This is a genomic window from Ruminococcus sp. B05, from assembly GCF_003628495.1.
Lineage (GTDB): Bacteria > Bacillota > Clostridia > Lachnospirales > Lachnospiraceae > Schaedlerella > Schaedlerella hominis.
The window spans coordinates 1-18,218 of the sequence record NZ_RBZR01000034.1; the positions used below are offsets into that span (position 1 = coordinate 1).

An 18,218-nucleotide genomic window follows, 5' to 3' on the forward strand; every position below is an offset into this window, starting at 1 on the left:
TAAATCGGATGACGCTAAAGTGACGCTTTTCACGCCTTTGATACTTTTCTTTACCGGCTTGCTAAAGCCGGATTCCCAAAATGTCCGCGCACTGCCTTTGGATGAAAAGCGGCGCTTCTGGACGCGCGGTAAATTTCTATCATTCTTCCGAACAAGATTACCGTAATGATAATTGACAGAATGTGCATGGTAACACTGATCAACATCGTTTCCATGGATAGCAGGAACAAATCCCCTAACTCCATATCCTCCAGGGCATCCACAATCCGTGAAATTGCTTCTGTTGCATCCACCGCAGTGTTTCCTGATATCACCCCGGCGGCATTGTTGACCACATGCTGGCCAACATCAAAGACCGCCATCGTGATATTGAACGTATTTGTCACCAGATAAACGGCTACATACGCTTTGAAGATCCAGAGGAAAATGTTATAAGTCTCAAATTCATGGAAATTGTTTTTCTGTGTTACCATCGTGATCAATTCATAGCACAGGACAAAGGTGATGATCAGTCCCGCAATGGGGACAATCACCGTTTGGGATATATTCTGAATCAGATTAAAAATCCCTGCATTCCATCCCTGCGGTGTCTGTCCCACCTGCCCGGCTATGGTTCCCACCTGCTCATTGACAGACGTGAACATGTTATCCAAACTTGACTTAATAAGCCCGATCAGGATATCCTTTATCGCTTCCGTAATTCTCTCAATGATGGTGTTCATCTACCACTCCTCTTAAGAGAACAATGTTGCCAGCTGTGGAATCAGGGTAGTTCCCAGCAGCATGATTCCGGCACCAGCCATCAGCTGTTTTATCCCCAATTAGGTGTAAAACTCTGCTCGATGGCGGGCGGCGGCGTACAAAAAATCTATATGGTGTTTTTAAGAGAACCGTCCCGGCGGGACAGGTCAGGCAGTGACCTGTTCCACCTCCGGGATGGGTTTGAGATTAAAATGAATTTCGATAGAAATGTGTCTTGTTTTATCTTCGTCAATGCGTTCATGCACGACAATTTCTTTGATTAAGCGGTTAAGGGTGGCTGCGTCCAGCTCTGTGATGTTGGCATATTCCTGAATGGCTTCCACCCATTGTTTTGCGTCATTGGCAAGCTGGACTTCATCAGACAGCCGCTTTCTGCCCTCGGACACTTTTGCTTTAAGCTCCGTCTGCTCGGTCTGTGTCTTTTCCAGCATGGTGTTGAAATTCTGCTCACTGATACGCCCTGCAATCATATCCTCATAAAGCCGCATGACCACTTTGTCCAGAACCTCAATCCGTTCCTCGTCCCTTGTAAGGGAGCGTTCCATTGCTTCCCGCTGTTCCCGCTGCTCGGCTTCACAGGTATTGGTCAGGCGGTCGGCAACCGCTTCCCCGTCCATCAGGGCAGCTCTGGCACATTCCCGTATTTTCCGCAGCACATGGCTGTAAAGGGTGTCATAATCAATCCGGTGCTGGGTGCAGTGGTTCTTTCCAAAGGCATTGTAGGTCTTGCAGGAGTATATCCGCTGGGGATGTTTTGCGTTTGTGTAGCGTACCGTCAACGACTTCCCACACTCGCCGCATTTTAACAGTCCGGCAAACAGGCTGATTTCATTGGTCTGCCCCGGACGCTGGCGGGATTTCAGCTTGTTCTGCACAATGTCAAAGCTCATGCGGTCAATCAGCGGTTCATGCTGCCCCTCCACCACAATCCAGTCCTCCGGCTTCTTTTCCCCAATCGTGCCGATTTTGAAACGGTAGTCCTTTTTCTGGGAAGCAATCGCCCCGGTGTAGACGGGATTCATCAAAAGGTCTTTGATAACGGAGAAGTCCCACATATACCGCCCGTTTTCCGGGTCTTTCTTTTCCCATTTGGTGCGGGTATTGCGAAGCCCCCGTTCCCGGTTCCACCATGTGGGGCAGGGGATTTTTTCTTCCTCCAGCCGTCTGCGGATATAGTTCGGACCATGTCCGTTCAGGGCATATCCGAAAATCAGCCGCACAATCGGGGCGGTTTCCTCGTCAATGAGCAGATGGTTTTTGTCCTCCGGGTCTTTCCGATACCCAAACGGGGCAAGACACCCGGTAAACTGTCCTTTCTGCGCTTTCAGAAGATAAGAGGAATGGACTTTCTTGGAAATATCCTTGCTGTACATCTCGTTCAGGATATTCTTGAACGGGGCAATATCGTTGTTATCCCGCAGGGTGTCGATACCGTCATTCATGGCGATATAGCGGACACCGTTTCTTGGGAAAAAGTCCTCAATCAAATGCCCGGTTTGCAGATAATTACGCCCCAGTCGGCTGAGGTCTTTCGTGATGACAAGGTTGACCTGCCTGCGCTCAATGGCTCTCAACATTCTCTGTAAATCAGGACGCTCCATATTAAGACCTGTGAAGCCATCGTCCTGATAGACTGCCACAACCTCCCATCCCTGCTTTTCGCAGTATTTTTCCAGCATATCACGCTGGTTTGCGATACTGGCACTTTCGCCTTGCAGGTCATCGTCCTTTGACAGTCTGCAATAGACCGCTGCACGATACCCTCCGGCAAGTGCCGAACCGATTGTTCTGTATTCCATTTCGTTCATCATAGCCATTTACCCACACAATCCAGACGGTATCTGGCTCTTTTGAACCTCATCTTCATTATACTCCATATCTTTCTTTTTAGCAAGATATTCTTTTATATTTGTTTTTCCGTATTTCTGGGAAATCAGGCTGACGAACACATCGGTGGCGTCCAGCTCCCCGTCAAATACAGTGGTCACATGAATCTCTGTTTTGTTTTTTGCCATAGGCAGTTATCCTCCATACATGAAAATAGCCAGACAGAGGGTGTCGGCAACGAAGTCCGGCAACGGGCTTCAAAAGACCTTGCAAACAATCTCAATCTGGCGATGGTTACTATTTATACTTTTCTTTTATTTTTCTGTTGTTTTGGTTGTCATAGGGGAGAAAAGCCCGCAGTTATGGGGTTTTCCCCGGCAACCGGCTCGGCAACGGGATAGCAACAGGGGATGCAACGGGCTGTCATTTTCAGAATGGAAGCTCCATCTGTTCTGTGACCTCCACAAAACCGTCCATCGTTTTTTCAGACGGGTTGCCGGAGTCCGTTGCCGGGTTTTCACGCTCCCAGCCCTTTTGTCTGCCATATTCGGAAAACATTCTTGGGTTCGGGAAGTACCGCCAGCCGGTAATGCTCTGATTCATAATCTCGTTGATTTCCCGGATTTCCCATTGCTTCGGCTCGTCAAAGGTGTGGTTCAAGGCTTCCTTGTAAAGCTGCTTGGAACAGACCATGCTCCCGGTGTACTTATCAAGATACGCCTGTATCATTCCGGCTTTGGTGTCCTCCGGCATAAAATCCCGCTGGTGTTCTTTGAGATACCGTTGCATGGTGGGGCTGAAAGCCAGCTTGAATCTGCCGCTTTGGTAAATCTCCATCGCTTCCGCCCACATCTGCCCGATATAGGCTCTGGAAGCAGCTTCGTCCTCCAAAATGTGAACCTCGGCTTGCTCCGGGTACACCATGACGGGGATAAAGCGGCGGTTGCCGGAACGGTCAAGGGGCAGGAAGTCAAGGGCATTGGAAGTGCCGCCAAACACGCACTGACGGGGGCGGTCTGCCGGGTGGGTTTCATAGGGTATCTTGTAAACCTCTTTCTGCCGGCTTAAAAATGACTTGATTTCCTCAATGCTCTTGGCGTTGGCGGTTGCCATCATTTCCGACATTTCGATAATCCAGTGACCTTGCAGCTTACGGTACACATTGTCATCGTCCAGCTTCCGCAAATCATCGGAGAACCACTCGTCCCGGACTGCCAGCAGACGGAAGAAAGTGGACTTGCCAGCCCCCTGACCGCCTACCAGACAGAGCATGATTTCAAATTTGCACCCCGGCTGAAAGGCTCGTGAGATTGCACCCAGCAGGAACAGCTTCAACGCTTCATAGGTGTAATCGTCTGCGTCAGCCCCCAGAAAGTGTCGCAGGCAGAAACGGATTCGTTCTGTCCCGTCCCACACAAGGGTATTGAGATAGTCCCGGATGGGATGGTACTTGTTTTCATTCGCCACAATCCCGATAGCATTATCAATCTTTTTCTCATTGGTAAGCCCATAGGTTTCTTCCAGATAAAGAAGCAGATACTTCATGTCCGTATCGTTTAGGGCGGTGCTTTCTCTGTGAAAACCGATGGGCTTTATGATGTCCTTGCGGTCGGTCAGGATGTTGTATGCGATAGCCCCGGAAAGCAGCGGGTCACGCTGGAATACGGTCAGGCAGTTCCGTATGCTCTGACGGACACCGCCTTTCTCGGTAGTTTCCAGTCCCGCCTTGATTTCCTCAATGCTCTGGGGTGGCTGCATGGCGTTCATGGTGTTTTTTAGTTCTTGCTGCGTCTGCGGCTGCAAGCTCTGCCATTCGCTGTTCAAGCTGTATCACATCCTTTCCGTAGTCCGTAATCAAAGCCGCTTTTTCCTCCGTTTCCCCAAAGAGCAGCACATCCAGCAGATATTCCACTTGGTCTTGCTTCTGTAAGGCTTCCACAAACCGGGGATGAAAGGATTCCTCCGGGGAGTGCGGGGCATATTCCTTTCTCCATGCCCGGAGCAGGTGGAGATAGTCGGCAAGAATACGGAAGCAGCGGCTCTTTGCTTCCTGAAACTGTTCCTCCGGGGATTTCTGCCGGGGCTTTGGCTTTTTTGCCTTTCCCGGCGGTTTCCAGTCCTCATAGGAAAGCCCGAAGTCCTGTGCCAGTTGTACGGCGGCTTCTTTCTTTCCCAGCCCATACAGGGCGGCGGTAAAATCAATCACATCCCCATCAGCACCGCAGCCGAAGCAGTGGTAACGCCGATCCAGCTTCATACTTGGGGTTTTATCGTGATGGAACGGGCAGCAAGCCATCCCGTTCCGACCTATACGGATTCCATAATGCTCCGCAGCCTGTCTTGTTGTGACGGACTGCTTCACAGCTTCAAATACATTCAAATCTATCCCTCCTTGAAAATAAGAAAAGCACCTGACATTCTCTGATTGAAAATGGCAAGTGCCTGTTAAAGTTCCATATCCTGTTGTCTGTGTTTCTCCTGTGCCGGGGCAGTTCTTTGTGCTTTTTTCTCGTCTGCCTTATCCAGCAAGACTTCTTTGATGGGCTGCTTCTTGGGCGGCTCTTTGCTTTCCTCTGTGCCGGGTGTGGCTTTCCGTACCCAGTAGCGGATGTCCCGCAGCTTCTTCAAATCCTCCTGTACCTCGGTCAGCGGTACTTTCAGCTCTGCGATTTCTTCCAGAAGTTTTTCCTGCTCCTCTTGCAGTTCCTTTTGGGTACTGTCCTTATCGTCTGGGTGCTTGGCAAGGTAGGCGGCGGCTTTCGCATATCGGGCAACCTCCGGGTGTTCCTGTTTGAATTTCTCCTTTGTTTTCTTAAAAAATATCTTCTGGTACTTCTCATAGACAGGCTTACATTCCTTGCAGTCTGTCCGGCTGGCAAGAATCCCGTCAATCACTTTGCTTCGGGCTTCCTTTGGCTTCATCTGATTGCGGTAATCTGCGGCTGATTTCCCGGAAGATTCCAGAAATGCTTCTAAGTCCTCCACAGTGGAAAGCCCCTTTTGCCGGAGATAGGACAGGGCTTCGCTGACTGCCTTTAAGTCCTGTGAAGTCCCCCGGTTCTGTCCAGCCCTTGTCCAGTCCTTCCTTTCTTCCTTTCGTATCTCCATATACTTCATCAGCAGATTGGGAAGAAGTGTTGCTTCCTCCGCCGCCTTTTGTACAAGCAGTTCTTTCCGTTTTTCTCCCAGCTCGGTAATCCAGCCTTTGAGGTTTTGGATAAGCTGCCGGATGGACTTCATCATACTGTTGGCGGCTCTGATTTCCCGGTTCAGGTTGCCGATATTCGTCTGGATACCACGCTTTTCCATCTGCCGGACAGCAGTACCCTCATGGACAGTAGGGACAACATCAAGCCCCTGTCTGGCATAGGAACGCAAGTCCACACGCTCCGGGCGGTCATTGGCTTCCAGATAGCGGTTCTGGATGACCTCCCATTCATGCCGCCAAATTTCACAATACTTCTGGTCGTTCCAGTCAACCGTATCTTCTTTATGGCTTTTCCACCTGCCGGACGGAAGTTTTATCCGTTCCCCGTTTTCGTCAAGGTCATAAACCTTGCGGCTCTTTGGAAGCCATTTTCCATGTTCGTCCATTGCCCTCATAGTCAGCAGGACATGGGCGTGGGGATTGTGTCCCGGCGGATGGGGGTCATGGATGGCAAAGTCAGCAATCATGCCTTTTGAAACAAACTGCTGTTCACAAAACTCCCTGACAAGGACAGCGTACTGGTCGGGTGGTATCTCTCTTGGGATGGTAAGCACCCACCTCCTTGCAAGCTGGGAGTTCCATTGCTTTTCCACCGCTTCGGCGGCGTTCCATAAGGTATTGCGGTCTGCATACGACCGTGGGGCGTTTGCCGGGAGCAGGATTTCATTGTGGACGATACCACGCTTTTCCGGGTAGTGCTTTACTTGCTGGTCGTATTCACAGAACAGCTTTTCGCCGCTTTGGTAAGCAGCGGCGGCAACCGCAGACTGCCGCTGGCTGCGCTGAACAATCGTGATTTCGTTGTGTGGACAGGGCATTTCGTGTCCCTCCTTTCTATGCTTGGTGGATGGGGTGGCGTTTTACCACCTCATTTTGGGCAGAAAAAAAGCAGGAGACCTTTTTCAGATTTCCTGCTCGGTGTGCCGCTGTATGGGCGGCGGGTATTTAGTTGTAGAAATACATCAATTTGAAAAATCAAAACTGAAAACGAATATCTTCTTTGAATTTGTGTCGTCTGGGATTCCCTTCACTTCGATAAATTTTGTGTCGTTTCATATCATAAATAACTGACCAGACAGTATCTTTACCTGTACTTCTGTCATACTGACAGAGGAAACCATAATCTCCAGACAACAGTTTTTCTGCAAATGGAAAATTGAAACCTCCATTTTTTTCGCTAAAAGCTGAATACAATGTTTGATACCGTTCTTCTGCAAACCAATTATCAATCTTATCGTTGTTATAGCCTACCATTCCTGGCAGATGGAAAGTGTTCGTTGCACAGACAAAAGCAAGATTGCTATTCAATGTTTTTTCTATTTTTATCTGTTCCGCATTACATTCTATAACAGCTATCGCCCCCATTGTATCAGCTAAGGTTAAAGTTTGTGCTGAAGCAATCGGTAATTGATATAAACAGGAGACAGCTTCCGACACATTTCTACATTTCTCCAACAGGTATCTGACAATCATACCTGCGTTAAATCCCGGTTTGCATTGGTTAGGATAGGCGGATGTTAAACCAACAGCTAAACCATGTTCATTAACACCATCTTCAATCTCAATAAAAGCAGTTGTATTTCCTGTGAAAGAATAAACTCCATCCGTCAATTTATAAACTACATTCTGATTTAGCCTTTCAATTTCTGTCAGAAAATCACTGTTTCGTCCCAGAAGAATTTCCTGTTCCGTTGTAAAAGCAAAACAAGAGCAATTACAAGATGGAGGCATAGAGTACATACTAAATAATACAGCTTGCAAAATACGGACATCACATTGTTGTCCATCTGCCAGACCTTGAATTTCTTCTACAATCTCATGGTAATACTTTTCATAAATCGGAAGGCAGGACAAAGCATAGTCAATCCGTTCCTGCGTGATTTCAAATGGTATGTTCTCTAAAATTATATTTTTGTGTTTTAACAGTAAGGAACCCCACCGAAAACCAGCTTCGTAGTGTGTTCCCCTAAAATGTGCATGATACATTTTTACACGCTCCTTATTGATTAGATAAAGAGCTACCGGTAACTCTTATCTAAGGGTAACTGAATAAAAATTTTAAGTCAAGCCATATTTTACTTGTCGGCTGGGAACAGCTTGCAACGCAAGGTGTCCCCAGATGGCAAGTCCACAAAAGGGTAGCTGGCGGCAGCCAGCGCAGGGGAAGCGTAGCGTCCCCTGTATGATTTGGAGCAGACCTTGACTGCGGAAAATCACAGCCCTCCGGCGAGGAGCCTTCGGAGAACGCAATGCACCAACCTCTGGGTGGTGTATAATTGCGCCCTTAGTAAACTAAGGGGTTTCCGGCTTCTCCCGTTCCAGCAGTTTTTTCAATAGTTCCTGCGTGTCCTGCCTGTGAAAAATGAGTTTCAACAACATCATGACATCATCATCTGTCAGGCGTTCCGGCTCTTGCAGAAAACTTTCCAGCATACCGCCACGGGTACAGAGCCGGTGCGTCCGTTCCTTTCGGGTAAGCTGCTTCAACTGGTGCTGCAATACCTTTTCATCATTAATGGCTTTCCGCAGCTTCTTTTCGCTTTTCTCCAGCTCCCTGTTGAGCTTTTCCAGCTTTGAGGTATCAGGCAAGGGCAGCGTCCTCCTTTCCCGGTATCAGCACATAAATCCTGTTTGGTTCTCCAACGCCCTGACGCACCCGCATGATAAGTCCGGCGGTTTCCAGTTCATTCAGAGAACGCTTGACCGTCATGGGACTGCGGGACAGGACTGCGGCAATGGCTGTGACAGGGAAGCAGACAAACAGGATTCCGTTCTCGTCCTCCTGCCCTTTGGACAGCATAGCGTCCAGCATCCGGCAGTACATGACCTTTGCGGTGCTGCTGACTGGAAATCCTGTCAACGCTCTGGGAAAGGGCATACAGGGCGGCAAGGGTGTGTCTATCGTCATAAATTCAAAATTCATTCGGTGTGTGCCTCCTTTTTCTTTGCTCGTTTGGATAAATAACGGGGGCAGTCAATCACAACCGCCCGGAAGCTCTGCCTGCACCCATGCTGGCATTTCCGGCATAATTCGTTGTAAGTGACACGCCCCCGGTCATTGAGGTAAAAGGAAAGCTCATATTTCCTCTTTTTACTCATTCTCGGCATATTGTGTTTCCTCCCGTTTTAGTGTATGGTTTCGGGGCGATTTTCGGCAAAATTACAGCCATAGAGCCGCCTAAAATCTCCCGAAGTATCAGCGATAGGGTTAGACTATCTCCCTATCAGATTGTCGTGTTTCGGTATCATTTCGGTGTCAGTTCGCCAGTTCTCCCCGGTGTCGTTCCTCCCCTGAATCTCACAGCGGCGTATCGCTCCCGTTGGTACGCTCGTTTTGGTCAGGGTTCCTCCATATCCCCGCCAAAAGTCATGGCGCTACATCGCCGGGGAAGCATATCCCACACAGGCTGGTCATTCGATTGGAATAATCCATCGATGAACTACCTGTATCATAGAACATTTTTGTGCCCTGTGCCGTATGTCCACAAAGTAGGAATTAAGGGTAAAAATCGGAAATTTCCACGATTGCGGAAAGTGTGATATAATCCAGTTAAGCGGCAGAAATACAACCGCTGGAAAGGAGCGTGCGCCCATGAAAGGAGCAACTACCATACAGGAACGTCTTTGGGAACTCCGCAAGGACAAAGGCTTAAATTTGGAAGAATTATCAGAGCTGACGGGCATTTCCAAATCAGCTCTTGGAAGTTATGAGAAAGAGGATTATAAGGAAATCAATCATGGCAACCTTATCACGCTGGCAGACTTCTATGAGGTTTCCGTTGATTATCTGCTGTGCCGGACAGAGAACCGGGAACAGATCAACACACCATTAACAGGGCTTCATTTGAACGATGAGATGGTGGCACTTTTAAAAAGCGGTCGAATTAACAACCGTCTGCTCTGTGAGCTTGCCACTCATAAGGATTTTATCAAGTTTCTTGCGGATATTGAGATTTATGTAGATGGGATTGCCACCATGCAGATTCAAAACCTCAACGCCCTTGTCGATACTGTCCGGCATGAAATCATTGAACGGTATCGCCCCGGCGAAGATGACCCCCATTTGAAAGTGCTACAAGCCGCCCATATCAGCGATGATGAATATTTCAGCCACATGGTGCTGGATGATCTCAACCTCATTATCCGGGATATTCGGGAAGCCCACAAAAAGGATAGTGAAAGTGCCCCACAGACCACCGTTGCCGATGAACTGAAAGAAAATCTGGAAGCGGTCGAAAAATTCAAGGGTAGTCGGGATGAAAAGCTGGTCATCCTTTATTGCAAGCAACTCGGTATCAACTATAAAAATCTGTCGGAAGAAGAATTCCGCTGGCTCATTCGGATTCTCAAAAAATCAAAGAAAATGGGAACGCCTATCAGCCAGAGGAAAAAACGGTAACAAAAAACCGCTGTTGCATGGTTGTGTTAGCTTCCATGTAGCAGCGGTTTATGCTGTGGTTATTCAGTTGAAATTTCAGAAAGACAGGCTGGAATTTATGAACTTAATGCCGTTACCAATGATAAATATCTTTCTGTCTTTTTCTTAATATCATCTTCACTAACACCATAATAGATATACAAATCTTTTGAAATTTTCTCAAACTGTTTCATTACTTTCTTGTTTCCAGAATAAGATATACCGAATATATTCCAAATATAATCTATCTCCATCTCAAGAGAATCATCACCGATTCTTATTTCATATAGATGAAAGTTCATAGGAATTACATTATCTGGCATTTCGGCAATCATTTCGCTTCGAGTCTTTATTTTACAAAAATATTCTCTGACAGATTCTTCATTAGAAACATCCGGCTTTGGAATATCCTTCATTTCACCTAAAACTTCTGGTTTATGCTGTAAAATCAAACTCTCCTTTAGGTTTTTTTGTTGTTCAATATATTTTCTCTCAGTTGAATTAGTTTCAATTAGATTGTAGGTATTCATTGCATATTGTACCAATTCATCAAGAGTATGTGAATCTGCAACCACTTTCTTCTCTACTATCTTACGTCTATATCTGTAGATAATATTTCGTATCCTTACTTTTAGAGGCTTTTTCCGTGTTCTGCCAGCTATAAAAATACTTGTTGGGCCATCTGCACCACCTATTATTGAAACTTCACTTTTGCTTTTTTCTTTCATAAGTGTTCATCCTCGCAAATTGGAATTTGACTAATCCTACATGTGCATCATATTACACTCATGTAATTATCCTCTACATAAACAGCTTTTCCATCAGCAAGCTTAATCTCATCTTTGCCGTTCGGTAATACTGTTGTTTCAGAACCATTCCAATGGGGGATAATAGGATTGTCAATAATATGTAATCCATCTGTTAAATTTCCCGCCGCATACATACTTCCTGCACTGATTCCGACATATATAAGTCCGTTTTTAATTGCATTATTAAGTATTCTATCAAAACCAGTTCTAGACATTTCACGACAAAGCACAGATACATCACCACCACTGACAAAAACAGCATCAAATTGGTTTAATTCTTCAAAAGTTAATAGCCTTGTAAGCATAAACGGGGTTGTAACATACGAAGAATAGGTTCTTTGATAGTCTTTTGAAAGAATTAATTCCAGATTGTACACTAATATATTTTCGTACTGAATTCCCATTAGAAAGAGTTCATGAAAACATATTGCAAGCGACTCTCTTGCACCATCTGTTTCAATGCCAGCTGTTGGAATATAAAGCACTTTCACATCCTTCGGACACTTTCCAATAATATCAAAGAATTTCTCTTTCATCTTATCGGTCAACCCTGCAGATGTAAGAAATAGATGTTTTCCATTCATATTCTTTTACCTCGTCAAACTCCGATTTATCATAATCATTCTACCATACCGTTATGAATAAATCATCTCATGCAAAACAATTTCTTCTGCCCGATTGTGAATGTTATTGCAACGCTGCACCCATTCCATCTGACAGATACTCTTTAATTCTTCTGTGACCCCCTCAGCAGCTTTCATCTGCTCTATGATTGTACCTAATCGCTTCTGTGCCTGTTCGTTCAGATCTGCAAGATATGTCCATAATTCTCCGGTCAGTGTCAATGTATTCAATCTGGCTGGGTGGACTTCTCTCAAATATTCCCGGTGCAACCGTCCATACTTTCCTATGGGGCGGTGTTCTTCCGGCAGCTTCAAATCCGGGATGTAGTAATCTCCGACAAGGATATAATCAATTCCGTTTTCTGTTATTCTTGGTTTCAATTCGCTCATGTTCCTTACCTCCTGTGGAAGCAGGCTCGTCTGGTACTAACTCAATCACATCGGTAATCTCACAATTCAGCGTTTCGCAGATACGGGCTAATGTGTCCATGCTGATGTGCTTTCCCTCTTTGCTCATGTTGGCAATCATATTCGTTGTCATACCGGCGGCAAGCCTTAAATCTTCTTTTCTCATATCACGCTCTAACAGTGTATGCCAGAGTGGTTTATAGCTGATGTGCATATTGCTTTCCTGCCTTTCTATCCATACCACCGGGGCGGCTGCCCCGGCAGGAACTTTTCTCTTATTATAGCACCAATCTTGTGAAATCACAATTTATTCTTGTAGCCTGCCGCTGATACCGTCTGGATTGTGCTTTTCCTTTCTTTTTGTTCCCTTTAATTAGCCATGAACTGTTTGATGCCCTGGCTCTTAGCGCCGGGATTGTCATTTCCATATCCTTCCAGAAGGTTTACGACACCCCACACGCCAAGACCTGCGCCGATTGCGACTACAAGAGTTTTTAAAGTTGTAATTGCACTGCTAAAAAATGCCATATACAGTCACCAAAACTGACTTCTTTCAGGTGTTTACGGGAATGAAAAAACACCGACTAAAAAGCCGGCGCACCTAATGTCAGTTATTCCTTTCCTCATTATTTTTCGTTCATTCCCAAGGTTACTCCGACAGCTCCACCTGAATTACCTCCACCTCTTCTTCGGGTTTCGGTGTGTACTGCGGATTTAACTCTTTTTCTACTTTGTACCGGTTCTTCTCGTTTTCATCTGCAAGAAGCCGATAGTTTTTGTGTTTCGTGATATCATATTTATCCGAGAAAAATGGTCTGGCACCACGGATCTGCAGGATACATTTTCCTCCATCCATGACTGCAATCTCATCTTCCGTCATCAGCTGTTTGCCTGTTTTCTGGTAATTCAATCCAAAGGACTTCTGATTACTCCTCGTCTCCGAAGTGTTATACAGGTCAATGGTTTCCTTCCCCAGAAGCTCACTCATTTCCTTTAAGGTAGTTTTCTCTTTGCCACCAAGAAAAAGTGTAGTATCACAGTTGCCCAGAATGGTATCTGCACTATCCTTATACATTGCCTTTAGCTGACTCTGGGACTGCAAAATAATAGAAGCAGAGATTTCCCTGCTTCGGATAGTTGCGATCAGCTTATCGAACTGAGGAATCTGACCAATGTTTGCGAACTCATCAGCGATGACACGCACATGCACCGGAAGTCTTCCACCATATTCATCATCTGCCTTATCGCAAAGCAGATTGAAAAGCTGTGACTGTAACATGGCAATCACAAAGTTAAAGGTTGTATCTGTGTCGGACATAATCAAGAACAAGGCTGTTTTCCTATCCCCGATCTTATCCAGTTCCATTTCATCGTAAGACATGATCTCACGAAGTTCTGCGATATCAAATGGGGCAAGTCTGGCTCCACAGGATATCAAAATCGACTTCGCCGTTTTACCAGAGACGAAAAGTCAAGGACTTTTTCATCAAATTCACAAAGAAGTCACATTTTGCGGACTTCCTCACGGAGCAGACGCTTGATTTTGTCCTCCATCGTCTCTTTTGCGGTCTGGCTGAAATGGACACGGACGATATAGGTTGTCTTGCCGATCTGCTTTCTGACAGTCGGGCAAGTGGCGGTGTTGGTTACGGTATTGTTCATTCAAAATCCTCCTGTAAATGAAAAATGCCCGGTGACTGTTCATCATCGAGCGGTGTCGGTATGAGGGAACAAGGCAAGGCGGCAACATTAAGGTATCTATAAAAACCTTGCCGTCTTTGCCATGCTTGCCGTGTTCCTGTTGTCAGTCTCGGAGATAGCAGACCCATGCTGTGCCGTCTTTCTCGGTCACAAGTCTGTCCCCGATACGGCTCTTTGCCGTCCTCATGGTGCGTGAGGAAATCCCACGCTCATTGACTGCCTTTTCCAGTTCTGCGCTCGGCATACGCTTTCCGTCCGCAAGCAGTTCCAGAATGAGCATTTGCGCCTGTGCGGTCTTGCTCTCGGTCTTGGCGGTGTCCGTCCCGGCAAGAAGCTCGTCAGCGGTAATGTCATAAGCTCCTATCCACGCAAACCCTTTCTCGTCTCCCAGAGAAAAGGCAATGGACTGTCCGGGCGGCGCAAGGGAGCTTTTCTCATGGATCAGCACCCTCGTTGTGGGGCTGTCCTTCAGCTTGCCGATAAAGAGCAGACTGCGGACTGCCGCCGTAATGTCGATAGACCCTAATCCCCGGTAGGTGCTTTGCGTTCCTGCGGCTTTGTTCAGGTGTCCGATCAGCACGATAGCGCACCCGGTAGCCTGTGCAATGTCTCCCAGACTGCGGAATATCGGGCGCACCTCGTTTGCTCTGTTCATGTCCACATCTGCACCCAGAAAAGCCTGTACCGGGTCAATGATAACCAGCCTTGCGCTGTTTTCCCGGATTGCCCTTGCTATGCGTTCATCGGCAAGGGTCAGCGGTGTGTCTCTATCGTCAATGACAAGCACTCGTTCAAGGTCTGCGTCTGCTTCTATCAGTCGGGGCTTGACGGTATCACCCAGACCGTCCTCGGCGGTCTGATAGATGATATTGAAAGGCTCAAGTGTCTCCATACCGGGCAAAGGCTTTCGATTGGTGCAAGCCGCCGCAAGGCGCATGGCAAAGTAGGTCTTGCCCTCGCCGGGATTGCCCTGGATAATTGTCAGCTTTCCAAAGGGGATATACGGAAACCATAGCCAATCCACGCTCGTCAGCTCCACATCTGCCATGCGGAGCATGGGGACAGGCTGGGCGGTGGGCAGCTCTCGCAGCGTGATTGTCTCGGCTATGAATTTGCGGCTGGGAATGTCCCCTTGCTGACGGAGAACATCGTTCCAGTCTTTCCTTGCCGGGACAAGGCGAATGACGGCGATCTCGCTGGGAATGTCCTGCGCCAGTCGGAAGCAGGCTTCACTTCCTGCGGTGTCGCTGTCAAGGCAGAGGAATACTTTTCGGGTGTCCTTGCGTTCAGAAAGAAAACGGTCAAGGGCTTTGCCCGAAACGCCGCCCAGGGCAAGATAATTTCTTGTCTGCCAATCCTGCGGATAAAGGCAGATGAATGATAACAGGTCTATTGGCGCTTCAAAGACAAAGAGCTGGTTGCTGTTGCCCTCATAGCGGAACGGATAGGACTTGTCAGACCCGGTAATATCCTGTCTGAATGTGTCTGCCGTTCCTCGCACATGGGCATATCTCGGTGTGCCGTTTCGGTCTCTGCCGACAAACACAACATTGTGCCGCTTTGCGTCCTCGTAAATATCCCCGGAAAGAAGAAAAGCCTCAACCAGTTTCGGGTTGAGACCTCGGCTTTCGCAAAGATATTGAATTGCTCTGTCGGCTGTTCTGTTGTGCAAGGGCAAGTGGAACGCTGTGGGCGGTGCTGTGGTGGCTTCGGCCTGTCCCTCGCCGTTTTCGCCTGTCAACATCTGGACAGCTTCGGGAAAGGACTTGCCGTAAAACTCCATGACAAAATCAATGGGATAGCCGCCCTTGCTCTGGCTGTGGCGAAACCACTTGTTTCCCCGGACGGTCAGGCTGTCATGTTCTTTCCAGCGGTATTCCCGTCCGCTTTTGATAAGCGTCTCTCCCTGTGTGCGGAGAAAATCTTCCAGACTGACGGCGTTTGCCCGGTCGATCTGTGCTTGGGTGTACTGCATGGGCGTCCTCCTTACTTCTTGAAAACAGCGCATCGTCTGCAAATGCCATGCTCACGCTCGTCCAGCGTGTAGGGGCAGTTCGCACATTCCTCGCCGTACTGTCTCATGATAACAGGCAGATAGCCCAGCTCCTGCAACATATCAATCTGGCGGTCGGTGAGGGTGGCTTCAAAGGCAAGGCATTTCCGGGTGTGTTCGTCCAGCTCGATCAGGTCGGAAAGCGGTCTGCCATCGGTCAAAGGTTCTCCGCTCAAAAGGCGTTTTGCCGTTCTGCGGATGGGGTTGTACTCGTTCTTCCAGTCGTATTTTTTCATCGTGTCATATCCTCCTTTTTCTGTCGTGTTTGGGGTCGATTTTGGAGCATTTGTTCCTCTGTACGCTCGTTAAATCGGGCGGCAGTATCTACACATGACTTGACCTTCCAAAGACGGTGTAAATCGTCTCTGACGGTCTTAAACTCGCCATAGGTGGTGTTGTGCGCCTGTTCCAGCTCGTCATACTCTTCGGTCAGCTTTTTCATATCCACCTTGCCGTCCGGGAATTCTCCGGTCAGCTTGCGTCTGGCGGCGTAGAACTGTTTCAGTTCCGTTTCATGCTCTGCCTTGTACTTGGCTCTGGGCTTCTCAAACTTGATTTTCTGCAAGCCGTCATAGACAGGCTTCAAGCTCTGGAAAGCAGCAGAGCTGTCATAGAGCCGCTTAATCGCTTTCATTCGAGCGGTCTGTTCGTCCAGCGTTTTCTTCAAGCTCTCTGTGGCAGCACTGTGTTCGCTGACACGGCGTTCCAAATCCTCAAGGGAGTAAATGCCGTTTGCCCGGAGATAATTGAAAGTCTCGTTCATCTCCTTTAGGTTGCTGACCTTGCCTTTCTGCGAATATGCCCCGGCTCTGCGGCTGGTGTAATAGGCGTTCAGCAGAGAAACAAGGTCGGGTGCCTGCGGCTTGGCAAGCTCCGCTTTTGCTTCGGCAATCCAATCAAACAGGAGAGTGATTTTCTTCTTGATGTCACGGATAACGGCATTGGTGGCTTTGATCCAGCGGTTGAACTCGCCTTTCTCGGTGCGTATGCCTTTCTTCTCCATGGCCCGGACGGTTGCGCCCTCGTGGACGGTGGGAAGAAGCTCCACGCCCTGACGCTCATAGCTCCGGTGGTCGATACGAACATCAATACCTTTTTCCGCAAACTTAGCATTGCATAGCTCCGCCCATGTCTGCCGCCAGTATTCCAGCGTTTCGGGACTGCCCCAGTCGGTAGTGGGAACGGCGTTGAACACAAACTTTCCGTCTGCGTCCCGGATACGGTTGCCGTCCTCGTCCAGCTCATACACCCGGCGTTGCTTTAGTCCCCATTTGCCGTTCTGCTCGATGGGGCGGATGGGGCAAAGCACATGAAAATGCGGGTTTGGTATGCCGCCGTCCTCCCGGTCTGGCTGGTGTACGGCGAAGTCAACCACCATGCCCCGGCTCACAAAGTTCTCCAACAAAAATTGCCTTGCAAGAGCGATGTTTTCCTCAAGGGAAAATTCATTCTGCAAGGCAATGTCAAAGCTGTATGCAAGCTGGGCGTTCTTTCCACGCTCGGCTTTTTCCACGGCGTTCCATAGGGTCTGGCGGTCTGCGTATTCGGGCGGTGCATGGGACGGCAGGAAAATGTCAGAGCAGATCACGCCGCCCTTGCGGGTGTAGTCGCTGTATTCGCCGTAATACTCGCTATACAATCGCTCCCCGGCACGGTAGGCGGCAGAAGCAATAGCGGACTGTCCTGCGCTTCGCTTAGTCTGCGTGACGCTCAGATGAAATAGTGCCATCGGCTTTCAGCTCCTTTTCTCTGTTCGCTTGGTTGGTGTGAGTAATCGCCATGTGCCGGACGGCTCGCTGGACTTCGGACAGAGAAAAGATGTGTTCCATCAGCTCTGTCATTTCGGTGCGTGTGAGATCTTTGACCTCCGGGGCAAGGCTCTCAATCGTGCCGCCCAGATTGCAAAGGCGGTGGGTGCGCTTGGTGCGTTCGCCTTTCTCCAGATACTTCTTTCTGTTCTCCAGACGCTCCAGCTTGTGCTTCTCCTGTGCAAGCTGCGTCTCAGCTCGTTCCTTTTCGGCTCGAAGCTGATCGAGGGTTTTCGGTTTTGTCATTGTGATTGACCTCCTTTTTTGATTTTTGGGATAAAAAAAGACCGTCAACTTTTCGCACATTGCGACCAGTCAACGGTCTGATTTTCGGTATTTATTTTTCCAAACTTGCTGGCGGCGAACAGCATTTCATGCTGTTTGCGGACGGCAAGTCCACAAGGGATAGACGCACAAGCGTCGCAAGGGAGTGTAGCTCCCTTGACGGAACGAAGTGACGAAACATTTTCGGTCAAGCAGTTTTTCTCTGCTGACCGGGAATGAAGCTCCGCAGGACGCACATACTCCCGATAGGAGAGTATAGAAGTGCGCCCTTTAGTTCCTAAAGGGATTTTCTTCTGACCCAAATTACATAAAATGTA

At 48.1% G+C, this 18,218-nt stretch carries 20 protein-coding genes and 3 pseudogenes; 1 reads left to right on the forward strand and 22 read right to left on the reverse strand.

The window, feature by feature from the left end; all coding sequences use genetic code 11:
- Positions 1-128: 128 nt before the first annotated feature.
- The 11 genes and pseudogenes from D8Q48_RS15345 to D8Q48_RS15400 form a co-directional block, all read right to left on the reverse strand.
- Positions 129-722 (reverse strand): annotated as a pseudogene (locus D8Q48_RS15345) (CD0415/CD1112 family protein); the annotation flags it as partial.
- Positions 723-734: 12 nt separating this feature from the next.
- A pseudogene (locus tag D8Q48_RS17950) lies at positions 735-818 on the reverse strand (Maff2 family protein); the annotation flags it as partial.
- A 90-nt stretch (positions 819-908) separates the two neighbouring features.
- Positions 909-2,579, reverse strand: a complete 1,671-nt coding sequence (locus D8Q48_RS15355; protein ID WP_121057129.1) for a recombinase family protein — start codon at positions 2,577-2,579, stop codon at positions 909-911.
- On the reverse strand, positions 2,580-2,777 hold the full coding sequence (locus D8Q48_RS15360) for a hypothetical protein (protein ID WP_117963110.1): 198 nt from the start codon (positions 2,775-2,777) through the stop codon (positions 2,580-2,582). It lies immediately after the preceding gene.
- Between the two features lie 241 nt (positions 2,778-3,018).
- Positions 3,019-4,356: a virulence-associated E family protein gene (locus D8Q48_RS15370; protein ID WP_118014419.1), complete on the reverse strand. Its 1,338-nt coding sequence runs from the start codon at positions 4,354-4,356 to the stop codon at positions 3,019-3,021.
- On the reverse strand, positions 4,325-4,969 hold the full coding sequence (locus D8Q48_RS15375) for a CHC2 zinc finger domain-containing protein (RefSeq protein ID WP_121057131.1): 645 nt from the start codon (positions 4,967-4,969) through the stop codon (positions 4,325-4,327). Before D8Q48_RS15375 ends, D8Q48_RS15370 begins: the two co-directional genes overlap by 32 nt.
- Positions 4,970-5,034: 65 nt before the next feature.
- On the reverse strand, positions 5,035-6,615 hold the full coding sequence (gene mobQ, locus D8Q48_RS15380) for a MobQ family relaxase (protein WP_121057133.1): 1,581 nt from the start codon (positions 6,613-6,615) through the stop codon (positions 5,035-5,037).
- A 157-nt stretch (positions 6,616-6,772) separates the two neighbouring features.
- Entirely contained in the window at positions 6,773-7,783 is a 1,011-nt protein-coding gene (locus tag D8Q48_RS15385) for a C45 family peptidase (RefSeq protein ID WP_118006290.1), read from the reverse strand.
- A 306-nt stretch (positions 7,784-8,089) separates the two neighbouring features.
- Positions 8,090-8,386, reverse strand: a complete 297-nt coding sequence (locus tag D8Q48_RS15390; RefSeq protein WP_109258345.1) for a DUF3847 domain-containing protein — start codon at positions 8,384-8,386, stop codon at positions 8,090-8,092.
- Positions 8,379-8,720: a DeoR family transcriptional regulator gene (locus D8Q48_RS15395; protein ID WP_003020305.1), complete on the reverse strand. Its 342-nt coding sequence runs from the start codon at positions 8,718-8,720 to the stop codon at positions 8,379-8,381. The genes D8Q48_RS15390 and D8Q48_RS15395 overlap by 8 nt, the downstream gene beginning before the upstream one ends.
- Complete coding sequence (locus D8Q48_RS15400) at positions 8,717-8,905, reverse strand: hypothetical protein (protein ID WP_055058411.1); 189 nt, start codon at positions 8,903-8,905, stop codon at positions 8,717-8,719. The genes D8Q48_RS15395 and D8Q48_RS15400 overlap by 4 nt, the downstream gene beginning before the upstream one ends.
- Before the next feature lie 484 nt (positions 8,906-9,389).
- On the opposite strand from D8Q48_RS15400, the gene D8Q48_RS15410 reads away from it, so the two are divergent.
- Positions 9,390-10,196 carry a helix-turn-helix domain-containing protein gene (locus tag D8Q48_RS15410; protein ID WP_109258343.1) on the forward strand — a complete coding sequence of 269 codons (807 nt, stop codon included), beginning with the start codon at positions 9,390-9,392 and terminating at the stop codon, positions 10,194-10,196.
- 95 nt (positions 10,197-10,291) lie between these two features.
- Here the strand turns inward: D8Q48_RS15410 and D8Q48_RS15415 are convergent, their stop codons facing one another.
- The 11 genes and pseudogenes from D8Q48_RS15415 to D8Q48_RS15465 form a co-directional block, all read right to left on the reverse strand.
- Complete coding sequence (locus D8Q48_RS15415; RefSeq protein ID WP_025579830.1) at positions 10,292-10,942, reverse strand: hypothetical protein; 651 nt, start codon at positions 10,940-10,942, stop codon at positions 10,292-10,294.
- Positions 10,943-10,989: 47 nt separating this feature from the next.
- Complete coding sequence (locus D8Q48_RS15420) at positions 10,990-11,607, reverse strand: Type 1 glutamine amidotransferase-like domain-containing protein (RefSeq protein WP_005930833.1); 618 nt, start codon at positions 11,605-11,607, stop codon at positions 10,990-10,992.
- Positions 11,608-11,658: 51 nt separating this feature from the next.
- Positions 11,659-12,036, reverse strand: coding sequence for a TnpV protein (locus D8Q48_RS15425; protein ID WP_117687769.1), 378 nt, complete (start codon positions 12,034-12,036; stop codon positions 11,659-11,661).
- Positions 11,996-12,358, reverse strand: a complete 363-nt coding sequence (locus D8Q48_RS15430) for a helix-turn-helix domain-containing protein (protein WP_306763986.1) — start codon at positions 12,356-12,358, stop codon at positions 11,996-11,998. The genes D8Q48_RS15425 and D8Q48_RS15430 overlap by 41 nt, the downstream gene beginning before the upstream one ends.
- A 65-nt stretch (positions 12,359-12,423) precedes the next feature.
- The gene (locus D8Q48_RS15435; protein WP_118440657.1) at positions 12,424-12,582 is read right to left on the reverse strand and encodes a Maff2 family mobile element protein; all 159 of its coding nucleotides are present in this window, start codon (positions 12,580-12,582) and stop codon (positions 12,424-12,426) included.
- A gap of 121 nt (positions 12,583-12,703) precedes the next feature.
- A pseudogene (locus D8Q48_RS15440) lies at positions 12,704-13,516 on the reverse strand (TraM recognition domain-containing protein); the annotation flags it as partial.
- A gap of 41 nt (positions 13,517-13,557) precedes the next feature.
- Positions 13,558-13,716, reverse strand: a complete 159-nt coding sequence (locus D8Q48_RS15445; protein WP_121057135.1) for a transposon-encoded TnpW family protein — start codon at positions 13,714-13,716, stop codon at positions 13,558-13,560.
- Positions 13,717-13,858: 142 nt separating this feature from the next.
- The gene (locus D8Q48_RS15450; RefSeq protein WP_121057137.1) at positions 13,859-15,730 is read right to left on the reverse strand and encodes an AAA family ATPase; all 1,872 of its coding nucleotides are present in this window, start codon (positions 15,728-15,730) and stop codon (positions 13,859-13,861) included.
- 11 nt (positions 15,731-15,741) lie between these two features.
- Positions 15,742-16,044, reverse strand: a complete 303-nt coding sequence (locus D8Q48_RS15455; RefSeq protein WP_006875985.1) for a hypothetical protein — start codon at positions 16,042-16,044, stop codon at positions 15,742-15,744.
- Positions 16,041-17,537: a MobQ family relaxase gene (mobQ, locus tag D8Q48_RS15460; RefSeq protein WP_055060300.1), complete on the reverse strand. Its 1,497-nt coding sequence runs from the start codon at positions 17,535-17,537 to the stop codon at positions 16,041-16,043. The genes D8Q48_RS15455 and mobQ (D8Q48_RS15460) overlap by 4 nt, the downstream gene beginning before the upstream one ends.
- Entirely contained in the window at positions 17,503-17,862 is a 360-nt protein-coding gene (locus D8Q48_RS15465) for a DUF3847 domain-containing protein (RefSeq protein WP_002593329.1), read from the reverse strand. The genes mobQ (D8Q48_RS15460) and D8Q48_RS15465 overlap by 35 nt, the downstream gene beginning before the upstream one ends.
- Between the last annotated feature and the right edge of the window lie 356 nt (positions 17,863-18,218).

Bases quoted from the DNA above. Each gene is read 5' to 3' on its own strand.
- D8Q48_RS15420 (WP_005930833.1), bottom strand. From the start codon at position 11,607: ATGAATGGAAAACATCTATTTCTTACATCTGCAGGGTTGACCGATAAG.
- D8Q48_RS15465 (WP_002593329.1), bottom strand. From the start codon at position 17,862: ATGACAAAACCGAAAACCCTCGATCAGCTTCGAGCCGAAAAGGAACGA.
- D8Q48_RS15360 (WP_117963110.1), bottom strand. From the start codon at position 2,777: ATGGCAAAAAACAAAACAGAGATTCATGTGACCACTGTATTTGACGGG.
- D8Q48_RS15370 (WP_118014419.1), bottom strand. From the start codon at position 4,356: ATGAACGCCATGCAGCCACCCCAGAGCATTGAGGAAATCAAGGCGGGA.
- D8Q48_RS15425 (WP_117687769.1), bottom strand. From the start codon at position 12,036: ATGAGCGAATTGAAACCAAGAATAACAGAAAACGGAATTGATTATATC.
- mobQ (WP_121057133.1), bottom strand. From the start codon at position 6,615: ATGCCCTGTCCACACAACGAAATCACGATTGTTCAGCGCAGCCAGCGG.
- mobQ (WP_055060300.1), bottom strand. From the start codon at position 17,537: ATGGCACTATTTCATCTGAGCGTCACGCAGACTAAGCGAAGCGCAGGA.
- D8Q48_RS15355 (WP_121057129.1), bottom strand. From the start codon at position 2,579: ATGGCTATGATGAACGAAATGGAATACAGAACAATCGGTTCGGCACTT.
- D8Q48_RS15410 (WP_109258343.1), top strand. From the start codon at position 9,390: ATGAAAGGAGCAACTACCATACAGGAACGTCTTTGGGAACTCCGCAAG.
- D8Q48_RS15445 (WP_121057135.1), bottom strand. From the start codon at position 13,716: ATGAACAATACCGTAACCAACACCGCCACTTGCCCGACTGTCAGAAAG.
- D8Q48_RS15455 (WP_006875985.1), bottom strand. From the start codon at position 16,044: ATGAAAAAATACGACTGGAAGAACGAGTACAACCCCATCCGCAGAACG.
- D8Q48_RS15395 (WP_003020305.1), bottom strand. From the start codon at position 8,720: ATGAATTTTGAATTTATGACGATAGACACACCCTTGCCGCCCTGTATG.
- D8Q48_RS15415 (WP_025579830.1), bottom strand. From the start codon at position 10,942: ATGAAAGAAAAAAGCAAAAGTGAAGTTTCAATAATAGGTGGTGCAGAT.
- D8Q48_RS15385 (WP_118006290.1), bottom strand. From the start codon at position 7,783: ATGTATCATGCACATTTTAGGGGAACACACTACGAAGCTGGTTTTCGG.
- D8Q48_RS15400 (WP_055058411.1), bottom strand. From the start codon at position 8,905: ATGCCGAGAATGAGTAAAAAGAGGAAATATGAGCTTTCCTTTTACCTC.
- D8Q48_RS15435 (WP_118440657.1), bottom strand. From the start codon at position 12,582: ATGGCATTTTTTAGCAGTGCAATTACAACTTTAAAAACTCTTGTAGTC.
- D8Q48_RS15450 (WP_121057137.1), bottom strand. From the start codon at position 15,730: ATGCAGTACACCCAAGCACAGATCGACCGGGCAAACGCCGTCAGTCTG.